12 protein-coding genes and 1 pseudogene are annotated in these 17194 nt (G+C 72.0%); 8 read left to right on the top strand and 5 right to left on the bottom strand.

The window, feature by feature from the left end; translation table 11 throughout:
* Nucleotides 1–20 precede the first annotated feature (20 nt).
* From ABT297_RS21715 to ABT297_RS21705, 3 genes are read left to right on the top strand one after another with little or no spacing between them, the layout of a single operon-like run.
* The gene (locus ABT297_RS21715; protein ID WP_502885615.1) at nt 21–752 is read left to right on the top strand and encodes a cytidine deaminase; all 732 of its coding nucleotides are present in this window, start codon (nt 21–23) and stop codon (nt 750–752) included.
* The gene (locus ABT297_RS21710) at nt 749–2026 is read left to right on the top strand and encodes a thymidine phosphorylase (protein WP_350552387.1); all 1278 of its coding nucleotides are present in this window, start codon (nt 749–751) and stop codon (nt 2024–2026) included. Before ABT297_RS21715 ends, ABT297_RS21710 begins: the two co-directional genes overlap by 4 nt.
* A gap of 37 nt (nt 2027–2063) precedes the next feature.
* Nucleotides 2064–2747, top strand: a complete 684-nt coding sequence (locus tag ABT297_RS21705) for a DUF4272 domain-containing protein (RefSeq protein WP_350552384.1) — start codon at nt 2064–2066, stop codon at nt 2745–2747.
* Nucleotides 2748–2754: 7 nt separating this feature from the next.
* Here the strand turns inward: ABT297_RS21705 and ABT297_RS21700 are convergent, their stop codons facing one another.
* Nucleotides 2755–3609 carry a putative RNA methyltransferase gene (locus ABT297_RS21700; protein WP_502885613.1) on the bottom strand — a complete coding sequence of 285 codons (855 nt, stop codon included), beginning with the start codon at nt 3607–3609 and terminating at the stop codon, nt 2755–2757.
* Here ABT297_RS21700 and ABT297_RS21695 point away from each other — a divergent pair.
* The 5 genes from ABT297_RS21695 to ABT297_RS21675 all read left to right on the top strand — a co-directional run bounded on the left by ABT297_RS21695 (nt 3600) and on the right by ABT297_RS21675 (nt 9736).
* On the top strand, nt 3600–4685 hold the full coding sequence (locus tag ABT297_RS21695; protein ID WP_350552379.1) for an adenosine deaminase: 1086 nt from the start codon (nt 3600–3602) through the stop codon (nt 4683–4685). The genes ABT297_RS21700 and ABT297_RS21695 overlap by 10 nt on opposite strands.
* Nucleotides 4686–5030: 345 nt before the next feature.
* A complete protein-coding gene (locus ABT297_RS21690; protein ID WP_350552376.1) occupies nt 5031–8282 on the top strand; it encodes a nitrate- and nitrite sensing domain-containing protein in 3252 nt (1083 codons plus the stop codon).
* Nucleotides 8279–8683 carry a roadblock/LC7 domain-containing protein gene (locus ABT297_RS21685; RefSeq protein ID WP_350552373.1) on the top strand — a complete coding sequence of 135 codons (405 nt, stop codon included), beginning with the start codon at nt 8279–8281 and terminating at the stop codon, nt 8681–8683. Before ABT297_RS21690 ends, ABT297_RS21685 begins: the two co-directional genes overlap by 4 nt.
* Nucleotides 8684–8775: 92 nt before the next feature.
* Nucleotides 8776–9153: a DUF742 domain-containing protein gene (locus ABT297_RS21680; protein ID WP_260726806.1), complete on the top strand. Its 378-nt coding sequence runs from the start codon at nt 8776–8778 to the stop codon at nt 9151–9153.
* On the top strand, nt 9134–9736 hold the full coding sequence (locus ABT297_RS21675; protein WP_350552369.1) for a GTP-binding protein: 603 nt from the start codon (nt 9134–9136) through the stop codon (nt 9734–9736). Before ABT297_RS21680 ends, ABT297_RS21675 begins: the two co-directional genes overlap by 20 nt.
* A gap of 2846 nt (nt 9737–12582) precedes the next feature.
* Here ABT297_RS21675 and ABT297_RS43175 read toward each other — a convergent pair.
* The 4 genes and pseudogenes from ABT297_RS43175 to ABT297_RS21655 all read right to left on the bottom strand — a co-directional run.
* Nucleotides 12583–13455: pseudogene (locus ABT297_RS43175) on the bottom strand (transposase); the annotation flags it as partial.
* A gap of 235 nt (nt 13456–13690) precedes the next feature.
* Complete coding sequence (locus ABT297_RS21665; protein ID WP_350552365.1) at nt 13691–14797, bottom strand: SatS C-terminal domain-containing protein; 1107 nt, start codon at nt 14795–14797, stop codon at nt 13691–13693.
* Nucleotides 14798–14889: 92 nt separating this feature from the next.
* Nucleotides 14890–15759 carry an aldehyde dehydrogenase family protein gene (locus tag ABT297_RS21660; protein ID WP_350552363.1) on the bottom strand — a complete coding sequence of 290 codons (870 nt, stop codon included), beginning with the start codon at nt 15757–15759 and terminating at the stop codon, nt 14890–14892.
* The gene (locus tag ABT297_RS21655) at nt 15749–17179 is read right to left on the bottom strand and encodes an aldehyde dehydrogenase family protein (protein ID WP_350552360.1); all 1431 of its coding nucleotides are present in this window, start codon (nt 17177–17179) and stop codon (nt 15749–15751) included. Before ABT297_RS21655 ends, ABT297_RS21660 begins: the two co-directional genes overlap by 11 nt.
* Between the last annotated feature and the right edge of the window lie 15 nt (nt 17180–17194).

The following is a 17194-nucleotide window of genomic DNA, read 5'->3' as shown; positions in this document are numbered from 1 at the left end:
CCGTGAATTCTCAACAGACGGTGAACGTGGATTGGGCCGCGCTGCGCAGCGCGGCCGTCACCGCCATGGGCCGCGCCTACGCGCCGTATTCGAAGTTCCCCGTCGGCGCCGCCGCCCTCGTCGACGACGGCCGGGTCGTGGTCGGCTGCAACGTCGAGAACGCCTCGTACGGGCTCGGGCTGTGCGCGGAGTGCGGGCTGGTGTCCAGCCTGCAGATCACCGGCGGTGGCCGGCTGGTCGCGCTGGCCTGCGTGGACGCCGGCGGCCGGCCGCTCATGCCGTGTGGCCGCTGCCGGCAGTTGCTGTGGGAGCACGGGGGTGCTGAGCTGCTGATCGACCACCAGAGCGGCCCGCTGCCGATGTCGGCGCTGCTGCCGTACGCGTTCGACGACGCCGATCTGGAGCGAGTGTCGGATCGGATCGCGGCCGAGAGCGCCGAGCGGGACCGGGCGCCGGCGGTACCGGCGGCGCTGGCGCTGAAGGTCGGCAGTGGCACGGTGTTCGTCCACCCCGACATCGCCGGCGGCCGGCAGGTCTGGACGTCGTACTGGGAGCGTTCCTCCGGCACCGGCGACGACGAGCCGGCCGGCATCCTGGAGGAGGGCCCCACCTTCGCCACGGCCGCGGAGGCGGTCGAATGGGGACGGATCCGCACCCCGCGGGTCGTGGTCGTGGACGCGCAGGGCACCGCGAGCTGGGCCGGGGACACCCCGCGCCCGGCCGGCATCGAACAGGATTGGAGCAGCCGATGAGCTTCGCGGCCGTGGACGTCATCCGCACCAAGCGCGACCGGGGCGTGCTGAGCGACGAGCAGATCGACTGGGTGGTCGCCGCCTACACCCGCGGCGAGGTCGCCGACGAGCAGATGTCGGCCCTGGCGATGGCGATCCTGCTCAACGGCATGACCCCGGGGGAGATCGCCCGCTGGACCGCGGCGATGATCGCCTCCGGCGAGCGGCTGGACCTGTCCAAGGTCGGGCGCCCGACCGTCGACAAGCACTCCACCGGCGGCGTGGGTGACAAGATCACGCTGCCGCTCACGCCGCTCGTGGCCGCCTGCGGTGCCGCCGTACCGCAGCTGTCCGGCCGCGGCCTCGGCCACACCGGCGGGACGCTGGACAAGCTCGAGTCGATCCCCGACTTCGGCACCAAGCTGCCCAACGAGGAGTTCGTCGAGCAGCTGCGCACCGTCGGCGCGGCCATCTGCGCCGCCGGCGAGGGTCTGGCTCCGGCCGACCGCAAGCTCTACGCGCTGCGCGACGTCACCGGCACCGTCGAGGCCATCCCGCTCATCGCAAGCTCGATCATGAGCAAGAAGATCGCCGAGGGCACCTCCGCGCTCATCCTCGACGTCAAGTTCGGCTCGGGCGCCTTCATGCGAGAGGTCGCCGACGCCCGGGAGCTGGCCCGCACCATGGTCGAGCTGGGCAAGGCGCACGGGGTGACCACGGTCGCGCTGCTCACCGACATGGAGGTACCGCTCGGCCGGGCCGTCGGGCACTCGGTCGAGGTCGAGGAGTCCCTGGCGGTGCTCGCCGGCGGCGGGCCGCGGGACGTCGTCGCGCTCACCCTGGCCCTGGCGCGGGAGATGCTCGACGCGGTCGGCCTCGGCGACGTCGACCCGCTCGACGCGATCGCCGACGGCCGGGCCATGGACTCGTGGCGGGCGCTCGTGCGCGCACAGGGCGGCGACCCGGACGCGCCGCTGCCGGTCGCCAAAGAGGTCGAGACGGTCACCGCGGACGCGGACGGATTCGTGGCCACCATGGACGCCTACGCGGTCGGCGTGGCCGCCTGGCGCCTCGGCGCGGGCCGCGCCCGGAAAGAGGATCCGGTCAGCGCCTCGGCCGGCATCCTGCTGCACCGCAAGCCCGGCGAGGCGGTCCGGGCCGGCGACGTGCTCATGGAGCTGCGCGCCGAGGACGCCGTGAAGCTTCCGGCAGCATTGGAGGTGGCCCGCGGCGCGGTGACCCTCGCCGATGCGCCCCCGGCCAAGCGGCCCTTGATCCTCGACCGCATCTCCTGATGTACGGGCCGTTCGAACGGCCGGTTATTGTGCCCGGGTGAGCGACACGGCGCCGGATCCGCAGCGGGTGCGGGAGGCGAGTCTCGAGGAGCTGCACCGCCTGCGGCTCCCCCTGCCCCCACCCGACTTTCCCCTGGTCTGGGAGCCGGGGGACCAGGTCGAGCTGCGCCCCGGGGGTGAGATCGAGGCGCGGGCCGCCTGCCTCAACGTGGTCCTGGCCCGCGCGCTCGGCATGCCCCCCGAACTCGCCCTGCAGTGGCTGGCCGAGTCGCGGCTGGTCGACCGGCTGACCCCGCCGGAGTGGCAGTTCGTCGCCGACGGCGCGGGCGACGAGCACTCCTTCGCGCTGCACATCGAGGCCCTGTTTGCCCTGGCGTGGCTGCTGGGCATCGCGATGGACCTCGACCCGCTGCTGGGCTGCGCCGCGGACGGCCTCAGGGAGCGGCTGCCCAACCTGGCGAACGGTGAGAGCTTCGACGCCTGGCGCCGGCGCACCCTGGCCGCCCCGCGCTCGGCGATCGCCGCCGCGGAGCAGCTCGACCTGTACTACTGCCTGGACTGGTCGATCCTGGAGGCCGAGCGGCGCCGCCTGCCGCTACCGGGCCAGGCCGACTCGAACACGGTGGGGCAGCGGCGGTGGGCGCTGGAATGGGCGGTGGTCTTCACCGGCCTCTACCACGGCGCGGCGCCCAACTGGGAAGAGGTGGACCTCTCCACCTGACGCCGTGTCACGGGCGCGGTCGCCAGACCGTCAGGTCGACGTCGAGCGTGGCCGGGATTGGTTCGGGCATGCCGCCCAGCGCCGCGGCGATCGCGGCCGGGTCGGTGTGCCACGCGCTCGGCCCCATGCCCACCAGCGAGTGCGCGTCGGCACGCGACAGGGACAGTGGCGCGCGCACCGGTCGCTCGGTCTCGGGTACGAACCATTCGTCAAGGCCCTTGTGCAGTCGCTCCCGCTTCGCGGGGTCGACCCGGATCAGGCCGAGGGCGTCGACCAGCTCGCCCAGGTGCCCGGCGCCGGGCGTGGCCACGACGAGGGCGCCGCCCGGGCGCAGCACCCGGGCGAACTCCGCGCCCGAGCGCGGGGCGAAGACGTCGAGGACCACGGCGGCGGACCGGTCGGCGACCGGCAGGCCCTGCCAGACGTCGGCGCGGACCGCCCCGATGCGCTCACCGGCGCGGGCGGCGCGCTTGAGCGCGGCCTTCGAGGTGTCGACGGCGAGGCCGACGCTCCCGGTGTCGCGGATTGAGCGCGCCAGGTAGTGGGCGGTGCCGGCGCCGACCTCGATCACCAGCCCGGCGCCCTCCCGCGCGACCGCGTCCGCGACCGCCCCGGTCAGCGCCTCGAAATGGCCGGCCGCGAGCAGCGCCGCCCGGGCCGCGACCATGTCCGCCGTGTCCCCGGTGTGCGCGGGACGGCCGGCGGTGAGATCGGCGTACCCCTGACGTGCGATGTCGAACGAGTGCCCCTGTGCGCACCGCAGCGCCCGTTGCGCCGATGAGAGCGGCGCGCGGCAGACCGGACAGCGCAGATGAGTGATGACGACGGGGTGCACACCACTAGTGTCGTTCCATGGCCGCATCCACTCCTTCCAAGGGCCCCTCCCTCGACGAGATCCGTCGCGCGCCCAAGGCCCTGCTCCACGATCACCTCGACGGCGGGCTGCGCCCCGCCACGATCCTCGAACTCGCCGCCGCGATCGGTCATGACCTGCCGGCCGCCACGCCCGAGGGACTGGGGGAGTGGTTCGTGGCCGCGGCGGACTCGGGGTCGCTGGAGCGGTACCTGACCACGTTCGCGCACACGGTCGCGGTGATGCAGACGGCGGACGCGCTGCACCGGGTCGCGCGGGAGTGCGCGCTCGATCTGGCGGCGGACGGGGTGGTGTACGCCGAGGTCCGTTTCGCCCCGGAACAGCACCTGGAGGGCGGCCTCGCCCTGCCCGAGGTGGTCGAGGCGGTGCTGGACGGCTTCCGGGCCGGCTCGGCCGAGGCGGCGGCGCTCGGCAATCCGATCCGCGTCGGCACGCTGCTCACCGCCATGCGGCACGCCGCGCGCTCGATGGAGATCGCCGAGCTGTCGGTCCGCTACCGCGACGCCGGCGTGGTCGGCTTCGACATCGCCGGCGCCGAGGCCGGATTCCCGCCCACCCGGCACCTGGACGCGTTCGAGTACCTCCAGCGCGAGAACTCACATTTCACCATCCACGCCGGCGAGGCGTTCGGCCTGCCGTCGATCTGGCAGGCCATCCAGTGGTGCGGCGCGGACCGGCTCGGGCACGGCGTGCGCATCGTCGACGACATCGGGCCGGACAACGCTCTCGGCCGGCTCGCCGCCTACGTGCGGGACAAGCGGATCCCGCTCGAGCTCTGCCCGTCCTCCAACGTGCAGACCGGCGCCGCCGCCTCGATCCGGGAGCACCCGATCGGGCTACTGCGTGATCTGCGCTTCCGGGTCACGGTGAACACCGACAACCGGCTGATGAGCGGGACGAACATGTCCCGGGAGATGGCCCTGCTGGTCGAGGCGTTCGGGTATGGCTGGGCGGAGCTTCAGTGGTTCACGGTCAATGCCATGAAGAGCGCCTTCATCCCGTTCGACGAACGTCTCGCATTGATCAACGACGTCATCAAACCGGCGTACGCCAAGTTGGCGTGATGTCCCGAATTGTCGCCTGCGATCATCTGGGTGTATCGGGTAAATCGCCCAGCGTAGGCGGATCATCGGCATAAATATGATCCATTCGGACATTTATTTCTAAATTGTACATAAGGTTCAGCGGGTGACCTGGACTTTCTTCTTGGCACGGGACATGGTGGAATCTCGGAGGTCTGGCCCAGTAGGGTCGGCCGGTCGCGGGTGCCTGCTGTTTGAAAAGGCGCCGGTTCGGAGGGCGGTGAAGTGAGCAAACGGCCATCGACGCGGGAGCCGGAGTCGTCGCGTCTGCGTTTCCCGATCGGCCGGCTCCGAGATCTGCCGATCTGGTCGAAACTCGGCCTGATCATGATTGTTCCCATCATCGCGACGATCGTGGTCGGCACGGGCGGTCTCGTGGGCAACATCGGCGAGGCGAGCGACGCCGACAACGCGCGCACCCTCTCCGGCGTGTCCGCCAAGGCCTCGGCCCTGGTTCACGAGGTGCAGAACGAGCGTGCCAACGCGGCCGTGCTGCTGGGCGTCATGGGTGGCCCGGCCGACGTCGAGGCCCGCTCCGCCTTCGAGCGGCAGGCTCAGAAGACCGACGAGGCGAGCCGTGAATACCGGCTCACCCGGTCCGGCATGGCCAGTCAGCCGGAGGACTTCCAAAAGCGGCTCGCCTCGATCGACACGCAGCTGGGCGATCTGGCCGAGATGCGCAAGCAGATCACCGACGGCGCCAAGGACATCCTGGCCAGCACCGTGGTGAGCCGCTACCGCACGCTGATCGACGACCTGCTCGGCATTCGCGACGCCGCGGCCAGCCTGTCGAACAACCCGGCGCTCGCCGCCGACATGCGCGCCGCGGCCGCGATCTCGGAGATGAAGGAACAGGCGTCCCTCGAACGGGTGGTCGTGCTCCGGGCGCTCACCAGCACGAGGTTCACGCCCCAGCTGCGCAAGGAGTTCGACTCTTCGCTCGCCGGCTACGACCGGGCCGATGAACAGTTCCGCGTCAACTCCCGGCCGTGGCACCGCGACCTCTTCGACAAGAAGATCTCCGGCTCCGACCTGCGTGAGGCCAAGAAGTTCGAGGGCATGCTGACGCCGCTCACCACCGAGCGGCTGCCCGAGGGCATCTTCAGCACGTCGCAGTGGGACAACGCCATGATCAACCGGGCGAACCTGCTGCGCGGCATCGAGGCCGAGTTTGACGAGCACAACATCGAGGCCGCCGGCACGCACAGCAACGACCTGCAGCGCCAGGTGCTCCTCACCGCCGCCGTCCTGCTCGGCATGCTGCTGCTCGCGATCTTCTTCGCCTGGGTCGTGGCCCGGTCGATGGCCCGCGCGCTGCGCGAGCTACGTCACGGCGCGCTCACGGTGGCACAGTTCGGTCTGCCCCAGGCGGTGCAGCGCCTGCGCGATCCGTCGCTGACCTCGCAGCTGTCGCCGCACCAGGTCGCCCTGCAGATCGCCGAGCCGCTGCCCATTCGCAGCCGCGACGAGTTCGGTCAGGTGGCCGAGGCGTTCAACGCCGTCCACCTGGAAGCGGTGCGCACCGCGGCCGAGCAGGCCGCCCTGCGGGCCAGCGTCGCGACGATGTTCGTCAACCTCGCCCGCCGCTCCCAGATCCTGGTCGACCGGCTCATCGGTCACCTCGACCGGCTGGAGCGCGGCGAGGAGGACCCGGACCGGCTGGCCGAGCTCTTCCAGCTCGACCACCTGGCCACCCGGATGCGCCGCAACGACGAAAACCTCCTGGTTCTCGCGGGCGCCGACTCCACACGCATCCAGCGTGAGCCGGCTCCGCTGATGGACGTGCTGCGCGCGGCGCAGTCCGAGGTCGAGCACTACACGCGCATCGAGTTCGGCATGATCGACCGGGACATCGAGATCGCGGCGCACGCGGTCAACGACATGGTCCACCTGGTCGCCGAGCTGCTCGATAACGCGACGGCGTTCTCGCCACCGGACTCGGCGGTCATCGTCGAGGCCCGCCGCGTCGGCGACCGTTCGGTGCTGCTCGTCGAGGACCACGGCATCGGCGTCTCGCCCGAGCAACTCGTCGAGCTCAACGACCGGCTCGCCAACCCGCCGATGGTCGACGTGGCCGTCTCCCGGATGATGGGCCTGGTCGTGGTCGCCCGGCTGGCGGCCCGGCACGGTGTCAAGGTCGAGCTGCGGGTGGCGCGTGAACGCGGCACCATCGCCGACGTGACGGTGCCGGCGGGCGTGCTCGTGCCGCGGGCGCTGTCCGGGCGGGCGAACCCTGGGATGCCCACCGCCGGCATGCCCGCCGCAGGCCCCGACGACGTCGTCCAGGCGCGGCCGATCCAGCCGGCCCCCGGATCGCACTCCCCGCTGGCTCTGGAGAGCGGGTTGACGGCCGGCGGTCTCGACGACCTGAGTTCCTCGCAGGACTCGGCCCCGCGCTTCGGCACGCTGACCAACAGCGGACTGTTCGGCGGCGGCACCGGCGAGCGGCCGGCGGTCAACGGCTTCGCCAACGGCACCACGCCGCGGCCGGCCCCGCCCGCACCCCCGTCCCGCCCCACGCTGCCACCGAACGGCGGCTTCGGCGGCCAGGGCGGCTTCGGCGGATCGAGCAATGGCTTCGGCACCGGCAGTGGCCCGGGGCACGACCGCAACGGCGCCTCCGGCGGCGGTCGCGGCCTCCCGGCCTGGTCCGATCTCACCGGCGTGGGCGACGACCCGCACGTGTCCAGTCCGGAGCCGTCGAGCGACCTCGGCCCGCTTCCGCAGCGCCGCGCGACCGAGAACTGGCCGGTCGACGGCCACCTCGAGGGCGAGGAGGTCAGCGGCCCGATCCCGCGGCAGCGTCCCGGCTTCGCCGGCTCCGACGACGACTCGCTCGCCGGCCTGTCGACGCCGCCCGCGGCCGCCCGGCCGCCGGCCGCCTGGCCGCCGCCGCCGGAGGCCGAGCCGCAGCTCGAGCCCCTCGCGCCGGTCGACATGACGGCAGAGCTCCCGCAGGTCCGGCTCGACTGGGACCCGGCGCTGAACGAGAGTGATTCTCACGACTCTCGGCAGCGGTTCGTCGACGAGACGATGGAGCTGCCGATCTTCCGGGAGCTCGAGTCGGCCTGGTTCACGACCAAGCGGGAGCCCTTGGAGGACCCGACGCCGGCGGCTCCCTCCCCTGTTCAGCAGCCCTCGCCGGGCGCTCGACCGGTCGAGGTCACATACAGCGACGCACCGTCCCAATACGTGCCGCCGCAGCGATTCGAAACCCGTAGTCCGGGTGAAGCTTCGCGAGGTTCGGCCGACCGGGCGTCGAGCGGTTCGGCAGTAAACTGGCACTCTGCGGCAGACGAAGGATGGCAAGCGGCAGCGGCACTCGCCCAGGCGCAGGAATTCACGACGACCGACATTGGTTTGCCCAAGCGCGTCCCGATGTCGCAGTTGGTTCCAGGCGGGGTTGAAAAGAACCCCATCGTTGCGCACAAGCGGACGCCGGAGTCCGTGCGCGGTCTGCTGTCGGCGTATCACCGAGGCGTTCAGCGCGGCCGCACGCGGTCCGACGACTCGACAACCCCGGAGCCGACTTCGGCCGGGCCTCAAAACTCGCAGGTTGGCAAGGAGCAAGAGGCATGAAATCTACGCAGGATCTCGGTTGGCTGCTCGCCAACTTCGCAGACCGAGTGCCGGGGGTCGCCCATGCGGTTGCCGTCTCGGCGGACGGTCTGCTGTTGGCTGCTTCTCGTGACCTGCCCCGCGACCGCGGTGACCAGCTCGCCGCGATCGCCTCCGGTCTTGTGAGCCTGACCCAGGGCGCGTCCCGTTGCTTCGAGGGCGGGGCCGTGCTGCAGACTGTGGTCGAGATGGACAATGGCTTCCTGTTCCTCATGTCGATCTCCGACGGTTCGTCGTTCGCGGTCCTCGCGGCCCGCGCCTGCGACGTCGGTCAGGTCGGCTACGAGATGGCGTTGCTGGTGGACCGGGTCGGCGATGCTCTTACGCCGTCGCCGCGCCCTGCCGCGTCGATGCTCGGCTGAAGCTGAACCAGGTGACAGAGCGATATCCCTTGGCTTTATCAGACTTATTGGCTGCTTACGAGGCCCGACGAGTGAGGAGGTGAACGGCGAACATGGCCGAACGCGATGAGCCAACGGGCGCGTTGGTAAGGCCGTACGCCGTCACCCGAGGTCGCACCCGGCCCAAGCTGGAGATTGCGATCGAGGCGCTGGTCGAGACCACCGTGCGTGGCCGGGCGGCCAACAGCCGGCCGGGCGGTGCTCACGGCCAGGAGCAGCAATACATTTCCACGCTTTGCGACGGTCGCCTGCAGTCCCTCGCCGAGATCGCGGCGCGCATGCAGCTCCCGCTGGGTGTCGCCCGGGTCATCGTGGCGGACATGGCTGCCGACGGACTGGTCGCGGTGTACGAGCCGGCCTCGCTCGACGAAAACGAGTCGGTGGGCACAGAACTGCTTGAGAGGGTGCTGAGTGGACTTCGGAGGCTCTGACGTGGCGCACCGCCCAGGGCGGGTCACGTCAGCGAAGATCGTCATCGCCGGAGGTTTCGGCGTGGGCAAGACCACACTGGTCGGCTCGGTATCGGAGATCACGCCGCTGACCACCGAGGCCATCATGACCTCCGCCGGTGTCGGTGTGGATGACACCCGTAATGTGCCCGGCAAGACGACGACCACGGTCGCGATGGACTTCGGTCGTATCTCGATCGACCGGGACCTGATCCTGTACCTGTTCGGCACCCCGGGCCAGACCCGTTTCTGGTTCATGTGGGACGAGCTGGTGCGGGGCGCGATCGGGGCGGTCGTGATGGTGGACACGCGGCGCCTCGCGGACTGCTTCGCCGCCATTGACTTCTTCGAGCACCGGCGACTGCCGTACCTGGTGGCCATCAACTGCTTCGACGGCATGCAGTATCACAACGCCGACGACGTGCGTGAGGCGCTCGCGATCTCCAGCGACGTGCCCGTCGTGTCGTGCGACGCGCGCACCCGCGAGTCGACGAAGAACGTGCTCATCTCCCTGGTGGAGTACGTGCTGTCGATGCGGCGGTCCCGCGCCACCACGCCCGCGTAAGCCGCGCTCCTCAACACGAGACACCCCTCTCAGCCGCAACCGCGCACCGAGTAGCCCACTAGGGTCACCCGGTGCGCGTTCGCGTTGCAGGGCCATTACGCAGCGTGCCCGCGCAACCCCGTCGGGAAGTGATCCGGCCACGGCGCCGAGTCGCGAAGGGGCATCGATAGGTCCTGTGCCGCGCCGCCGCCGATGGTGCTCACTGGATTTGCCTGAGACCGGGAGAACGCCGCAGCGTGCTTCTCAGGCGGGGCTGCGGTGCTTCAGGAAGGGTCAGGTCCGGGCGCGGAAAAGGGCCGCTCCCGGAAACCTCGGGGAGCGGCCCTTCTCAGGCGTTGCTAGCGGCGCGCGGAGCGGTATTCGTACTCGCGCTCCTGGTATTCCCGGCTCGCGTCGCGGCTGAAGTCCCAGCCGCCGGCGGACTCGCGGCCCGGGCGGCCCCCGACCGAGAAGCCGCCGACCTCCTGGCCACGACGCCAGCCGCGGAAGTAGCCGGTTGTGTGCGCCGCGATCTGGGCGGCGTCGCGGACGATCCGCAGCGGGCGCTCCGGGCTGTCGTCGACCGGGGCGCCGGGCACCAGGTTTTGCTGCGGCACGCGGCGCGGCAGGCCGGAGCCGGTCTCGTCGCCGATCTGCGGTGCGCTCGCGCGCTGGGCGGCCTGCCAGGCCGTGTCGTTCGAGTTTTCCCAGCTCACGGCCGGGCGTTCGGTCTCGCCGGTGGAGTCGGCGTCCCAGTCGGTGAACCAGGCGGACCGCGCGGCCGCGAAGATCAGCAGGTCGCCGTCGCCCTCGTCGGCCTGCTTGGCGGCCTCGCGCTCGGCGGCGGCGCGGCGGCTGCGGCCGGCGGCGCTGCCACTGCTGCGGGCCGTCGCGCGTTCGGCCGGACGATCGGAGTCGACCAGGCGGAGGGCCGGGGGCTCGAAGCGGAACTCGCCGCTGTACTCCCCGCTGAGCTCGCCCGAGTAGCCGCCCTTGAGCGCCGGGTCCGGCACCGGGGCCGGCTCGACCAGCCGCAGCCCCGCGGGCTCGATCGGGTACTCGCCGGTCTGCCACGGCGGGGGCACCCGGCCCTCGCGCTGGCGCGGCAGTTCGACGTGCCGCTCGGCGGCGCGGGTCCGCTCGCTGTGCGGGATCTCGGTCCGGGACCGCTCGGAGCGGGGGATCTCGGTGCGCGAGCGCTCCGAGCGCGGGGCCTCGGTGCTGGCCTCGGTGCGGGACCGCTCGCTGCGCGCCGGCTCGCCACGCTCCTCGGCCTCGGTCCGGCTGCGATCGGTGCGCCGCGACTCCGACCGGGTCGGCTGCTCGGCCCGCTCCGCCCGTTCGCGCTCGGCGCGATTGCGCTCGGAGCGAGAGAGCCCCGACGTGGCCGACGAGGCGGAACGGTTGCGCTCGGAACGGGGGACGCCGGACGTGGCCGACGAGTCGGGGCGGGAGAGCTCGGGCCGGGCGAGATCGCTCAGCTCGCCGCGGCCGCCCAGCGCCGGGATCTCCCCGGAGCCGAACGAGCCCAGCGAACCGCCGGTGGCCGTCGAGGAGAGCGACGCGGTGGTCTCCAGCGGCGAGGAGGCGCCGAGCACGCTGAGGTCCGGCGGCTGCGGGATGTCGCTCAGCTTCGGCAGGCTGCTCAGCTCAGAGGGGGAGGCGAGCGGGTCGGCCCCGAACCCGTACGACGGGGGCTCCGAGGACGGCGTCTCCGCCCCGCCGAGCGGCCAGCCGGTGCGCGAACCGGCCGCGGTGGTGGTCGTGTCCAGCGTCGGCGGCTCCCCGAGCGCGCTGAGGTCGCTGAGCCGCATCGCGCCGCTGTCTTGGGTGTCCGTGTGACCGCCACCCGAGGTGGGCGCGGAGGAGACGGACGCGGCCGGCGGCGCCGAGGACGGGCCGGACAGCGGGTCGTAGCCGAACGAGTCGTAGCGCGCCGGTTCGGTGGGCTCCGGCCCGCTCAGGAGCGGGGCGATGCCCGGGGGCGGCGGTGGCATCAACGATGTGTACTGCGGTTCGCTCGCGGTCGGCTGCGGCGGGATCACCGGCACCGGGGCAACCGGCGGCGGCGCGACCGGCGCGGGCGCCACGGGCAGTGGCGCGACGGGCACGGGCTGCGGCGGGGCCGGCTGCAGCGGCACCGGGATCGACTGCATCGACGCCGGCACCGGCGGCTGGTAGGTCGGCGGGACCGGTGGCGCGGGCGCGTACATCGGCGTCGGCGGCTGGTAGGCGGCCGGCTGGTACGGCGGCGGCGTGGCGTGGGAGCCGTGCGTGGGCGGCGTGTACCCGGGCGGGGTCGACGTCACTGGCGGCGCGGAGGGGACCCCGTACGCCGGCGGCGCCGACGCGACCTGCCCGTAGGCCGGCGGGGCGGACGGGACGCTCCCGTAGGCGGGCGGGGCCGAGGTGACCTGGCCGCTCGCGGCGGCGGGCGTGTAGCCGGGCGGGGTCGAGATGACCGGCGGCGTGGAGACCACGGCCGGCGGCGCGGAGACGACCGGCGGCTGGGCCTGGCTCGGCGTGGCCGGGGCGTTCTGGGCGCGGCGGCGACCGCCGACGGCGCGTGCGGCGGCCGACTCCTCGGCGCGAGCGGCCTCGGCGGCGCGAGCCGCCCGCGAGCGGGTCGGCGCGGCGTCGGCGGAGGCGGCGGGCGGCCGGGCGTTGGACGAGCCCGCGGCGGCCCGCGAGCGGGTCGGCGCGCTGTCCTGAGCGCTGGCGGGGCGCAGCGGGGCGGTCGGGGAGAGCGGGGAGGCCGGGGAGAGCGGAGACGCCGGGCTCATCCCGGCCGGGGCGAGCGGCGAGACCGGGCGCTGACCCGGGGCGGTCCGGTGCACGGACGGGCTCATCTTGTCCGCCAGCACCGCGACCAGGGCGGAGGCGGCCGCATCGCCCGCGCGCACCGCGGCGACCGAGTGCCGGATCGTCTCGGCGACGGCGTTGTTCACGTTTCGGTTGACGCCGGTGCGGCGCGGGGTCTCGGCGATCGCGACACGCAGCGCGGTGATCGCCTCGCCCAGCGTGTCCGGGTCGGCGACACCGGCCTTGGACAGCTCGGCGACGACGGCGGCGTCACCCTTGCGGCCGTTGGCGCCACCGCCGAGGATGCCCGGCTCCGGCAGCGCGTCGAGGATGGCCAGCGGGATGGCCTCGGCCGGGTCCGGGTAGGCCCGCAGCGCCGCCGGGTAAAGCTCTCGGAGCACCTCGCGCAGCGTGGCCGCGGCGCTCTGCCGGCCGGAGACGACCGCGGCGTGCGCGGCGAGCACCGGCTTGAGCGGCAGCATGTCGCGCGGCGGGCTCTGGCCGACCGCGGAGAGCACGCCGGCCTGCAGCGCCCGGGCGAGCCCGACCGCGCGGCGCTCGGCGGCGTTGGACTGGATCTCCTCCGGCGACTCGTCGTCGGCGAAACGCTCGGCGTAGTCGTCGGCCGAGTCGTCGTCGGTGAAGGCGAGATTGCGGCCCGCCGCGGTGAGCAGCTGCGTGACGACGTGGTCGTCGCTTTCGGCCGCGACCGCTACGGCGGAGGTGCCGCCGGAGCGCTGCGCCAGCAGAGCGCTCAGCTCGGCGTAGCCGCCGGCGTCGTCGCTCACCTCGCAGATGTCGATGAGTCGGCCGGCGTCGTCGACGACCGCGACGGTCAACCATATGTCGGAACCCGACTGCGGCTCGGCGGGGTCAGCCGACGCCAGACCGCAGTACACCCGAACGAGCGCCACCGCGTCGTCCTCCTCTCGGGACATCAGTTGAGCTTTCGTCACGTCGGCGGGGACTGTCCCGGCGCCCCGCCGCCGTGTTGCCGCAGGTCAAACTGAACGACCTCTAGTCAACAGGTTGACGGCCGGTGACGCGATCGGCCGTTTCGGCTGAATGCCACACTGGCTGATCGTCGCCCACCGCCGCCACCCGTCCGGCCAGGGACCGTGTCGGGCCTGCCGTGCCCAAACTGCCCACGGCTTAGATCCTGTCGGTCACAAATCAATCACGCCAGTCCGCGGCGGCAGAAATCTTGCCAATAATCGTCCGCCAGCCCAGCGCTGCCTGTTGTGCCCCGATTTTCTTGAGCCGGCGCTTGGCGAAGAAGCCCCCGACACCCCCGGCCGCCGCAGCTCGCAGGCCCTCGTCGAGGTCGTCGAGCGGCGAGCCCGGGGCGAGCGCCGTGCGGACCGGCTCGAGGCGCAGGGCGTAAGCAAGGTCACGCGCGACCTCGCCGGCGGCGAGCAGCAGATCGGTGTCCCAGGCGTCCTGACCGCCGCGGAGGTTCTCCACCACGAGGTCGAGCTCGAAGCGGTCCTCGTCGGTAGGCACGACCGACGACGCGGTGATGCGGGTCTTGAGGCTCTCCCAGGTGTCCAACTGGGTCAGGTCGTGCTCCGCGTCGGACTTCACGAACTCGACCAGGCCCTCGACGCTGCGGAAGAGCAGGAGCTTGCCGTGGTGGCTGAGGAACGCGGGAACCTCCTCGGGCTCCGCGGCTTCCTCTTCTTCCTCCTCCTCTTCGTCCGATTCCTCGTCTGGCTCCTCGGCCTCGTCCGATTCCTCGGCCTCTTCCGAAGTGCCGGACTTCTTCGACTTGTCCAGCTCGGCTTTGTCCGCCTTGTCGGAGTCCTCGTCGGTCTCGTCGTCGGCGCGCTTCTTGGCCGGCTTCTTCTTCGTCGAAGCGGCGACGGGCTCCGGCTCCTCGTCCTCGAACAGCTCCGCGTTCTCGAGGATCACGACCCGGTCGTCGTCCTCCTCCTCCTGCGGCCGCCGGTTGAGGACCGCGAACTCGTCCTCCTCCTCTTCGACCTGCGTCGGGGTCAGCTCGGTCGAGAGCCGGTACGCCCGAAGCGTGTAACCGACGCTCTTGGGCAACGCCAACTCGACCGGCTCGATCTTGACGTCGCTCCACAACGCGTCGGCCTGGGCCGAGCGCTCGGCGCCGCCGTCCTCCTCGTCGAAGTCGGCGTCGTCCTCGAGATCGGCGTCGTCGTCAACCTCGGCGTCGACGTCCTCGACGGCGTCGAGCTCCTCTTCGACCTGCTCGGCCTTCTTGGTCGGCCGCGACGACGCGGACCGGGAGGACTCGGAAGATTGGCGGGCCACTGTGACCTCCGTAGTCGGACTCGGCGTGCGGGCACACCAGGGCGTGTGTGGCCTCGCGCACAAAACACCCTAGTGTGCCCGGTCCGCGACGATCAGACCCCCTTGGGGTGCCAGACCGTCTTGATCTCCAGCAGCGAGAGCATCCGGGAGACGCCCGGGTCGGCGGCCCAGTCCGGATCGCTCGGGCGGATCACCCGCTTGAGGTTCTCCGCCGCCGCTGCCTCGAGCTCTCTCGCCAGTGTGGGGTCCGTCACACCGGTCAGGTCGATGGCGTTGACGTCCATGTGCGCCGCGAGCCAGGGCGCCATCTCGCCGACCGACCCGGTCAGCAGGTTGACGACCCCGCCGGGCAGGTCCGAGGTCGCCAGGACCTCGCCCATCGTCACGGCGGGCAGCGGGCGGTCGGTCGAGGCGAGCACGACGACGGTGTTCCCGGTCACGATCGCCGGCGCGACGACGCTCACCAGGCCCAGCAGCGACGAGCCGGCCGGCGCGACGACCCCGACCACCCCGGTCGGCTCGGGCGTGGAGAGGTTGAAGTACGGCCCGGCGACGGGATTGGCCCCGCCGTGCACCTGGGCGATCTTGTCGGCCCATCCGGCGTACCAGACCCAGCGGTCGATGGCGGCGTCGACAAGCCCGGCGGCCGTCTCCGGTGCCGTGCCCTCGGCAGTGGACACCTCGGCGACGAACTGCTCGCGCCGGCCCTCCAGCATCTCCGCGACCCGGTAGAGGATCTGCCCGCGGTTGTACGCGGTGGCACCCGACCACTTGGCCACGGCCGCCCGGGCCGCCTTCACGGCGTCGCGGACGTCCTTGCGTGAGCCGAGCGCGGCGTTGGCGAGGAAGTCGCCGGAGGCCGAGTGCACCTGGTAGGACCTCCCCGACTCGCTGCGCGGGAACGCGCCGCCGATGAACAGCTTGTAGGTCTTGCGGACGGCGAGACGCGCCTCAGTGCTCAAGGTAGGCCTCCAGCCCGTGGCGGCCGCCCTCGCGGCCGTAGCCCGACTCTTTGTACCCGCCGAACGGCGAGGCCGGGTCGAACTTGTTGAACGTGTTGGCCCAGACGACACCGGCGCGCAGCCGGTCCGCGATGCGGAGGATCCGCGAGCCCTTCTCGGTCCACACCCCGGCCGACAGCCCGTACGGCGTGTTGTTCGCCTTCTCGACCGCCTCGTCCGGGGTGCGGAAGGTGAGCACCGACAGGACCGGCCCGAAGATCTCCTCGCGGGCGATCCGGTGCGCCTGGGTCACGCCGGTGAAGATCGTCGGGGCGAACCAGAACCCTCGCTCCGGCAGCTCGCACGGGACTGACCAGCGCTCGGCGCCCTCGTCCTCGCCGACCAGAGACAGCTCGCGGATCCTCGCCAGCTGGGCGGCGGAGTTGATCGCGCCGACGTCGGTGTTCTTGTCCAGGGGGTCGCCGACCCGCAGGTGCGCCATGCGCCGCTTGAGCGCCGTCAGGAACTCCTCGGCGACGGACTCCTGCAGCAGCAGCCGAGAGCCCGCGCAGCACACGTGGCCCTGGTTGAAGAAGATGCCGTTGACGACGCCTTCGACCGCCTGGTCGAGCGCCGCGTCGTCGAAGACGATGTTGGCGGCCTTCCCGCCCAGCTCCAGGGTGAGCCGCTTGTTCGTGCCGCTCACCGCCTTGGCGATCGCCCGCCCGACCTCGGTCGAGCCGGTGAAGGCGACCTTGTCGACGCCCGGGTGCTCCACCAGCAGCCGGCCGGTCTCCCCGGCGCCGGTGATGATGTTGACGACGCCCGGCGGCAGGTCGGCCTGCCGGCAGATCTCGGCGAACAGCAGCGCGGTCAGCGGCGTCGTCTCCGCCGGCTTGAGCACCACCGTGTTGCCGGCGGCCAGCGCCGGGGCGATCTTCCAGGCGAGCATCAGCAGCGGAAAGTTCCACGGGATGACCTGGCCGGCGACGCCCAGCGGGCGCGGGTCGGGCCCGAAGCCGGCGTACGGCAGCTTGTCGGCCCAGCCCGCGTAGTAGAAGAAGTGCGCGGCCACCAGCGGCAGGTCCACGTCTCGCGACTCGCGGATCGGCTTGCCGTTGTCCAGCGACTCGAGCACCGCGAGCTCGCGGGAGCGCTCCTGGATGATCCGGGCGATGCGGAAGAGGTACTTCGCCCGCTCCCGTCCCGGCATCGGACCCCAGACGGTGTCGTAGGCGTGCCGGGCCGCGCGCACCGCCGCGTCGACGTCGGCGGCGTCGGCGCAGGCGATGTCGGCGAGGATCTCCTCGCTGGCCGGGTTGATCGACTTGAACGGCTCGCCCTTGCCGTCGACGAACTCGCCGCCGATGAACAGCCCGTACGAGGAACGGATGTCGACGATCGAGCGCGATTCCGGCGCGGGTGCGTATGAAAAGTCCATCGTGCTGAGTCCCTG

It is taken from the genome of Dactylosporangium sp. NPDC000555, assembly GCF_040300025.1.
Taxonomy (GTDB): Bacteria; Actinomycetota; Actinomycetes; order Mycobacteriales; family Micromonosporaceae; genus Dactylosporangium.
This window is presented reverse-complemented; position numbering and strand designations above follow the sequence as displayed.

Excerpts from the sequence above, each read along its gene's own strand:
- ABT297_RS21655 (WP_350552360.1), bottom strand. The coding sequence starts at position 17,179 with ATGGACTTTTCATACGCACCCGCGCCGGAATCGCGCTCGATCGTCGAC.
- ABT297_RS21680 (WP_260726806.1), top strand. The coding sequence starts at position 8,776 with ATGGCCGAACGCGATGAGCCAACGGGCGCGTTGGTAAGGCCGTACGCC.
- ABT297_RS21700 (WP_502885613.1), bottom strand. The coding sequence starts at position 3,609 with ATGCGGCCATGGAACGACACTAGTGGTGTGCACCCCGTCGTCATCACT.
- ABT297_RS21685 (WP_350552373.1), top strand. The coding sequence starts at position 8,279 with ATGAAATCTACGCAGGATCTCGGTTGGCTGCTCGCCAACTTCGCAGAC.
- ABT297_RS21695 (WP_350552379.1), top strand. The coding sequence starts at position 3,600 with ATGGCCGCATCCACTCCTTCCAAGGGCCCCTCCCTCGACGAGATCCGT.
- ABT297_RS21710 (WP_350552387.1), top strand. The coding sequence starts at position 749 with ATGAGCTTCGCGGCCGTGGACGTCATCCGCACCAAGCGCGACCGGGGC.
- ABT297_RS21690 (WP_350552376.1), top strand. The coding sequence starts at position 5,031 with ATGATTGTTCCCATCATCGCGACGATCGTGGTCGGCACGGGCGGTCTC.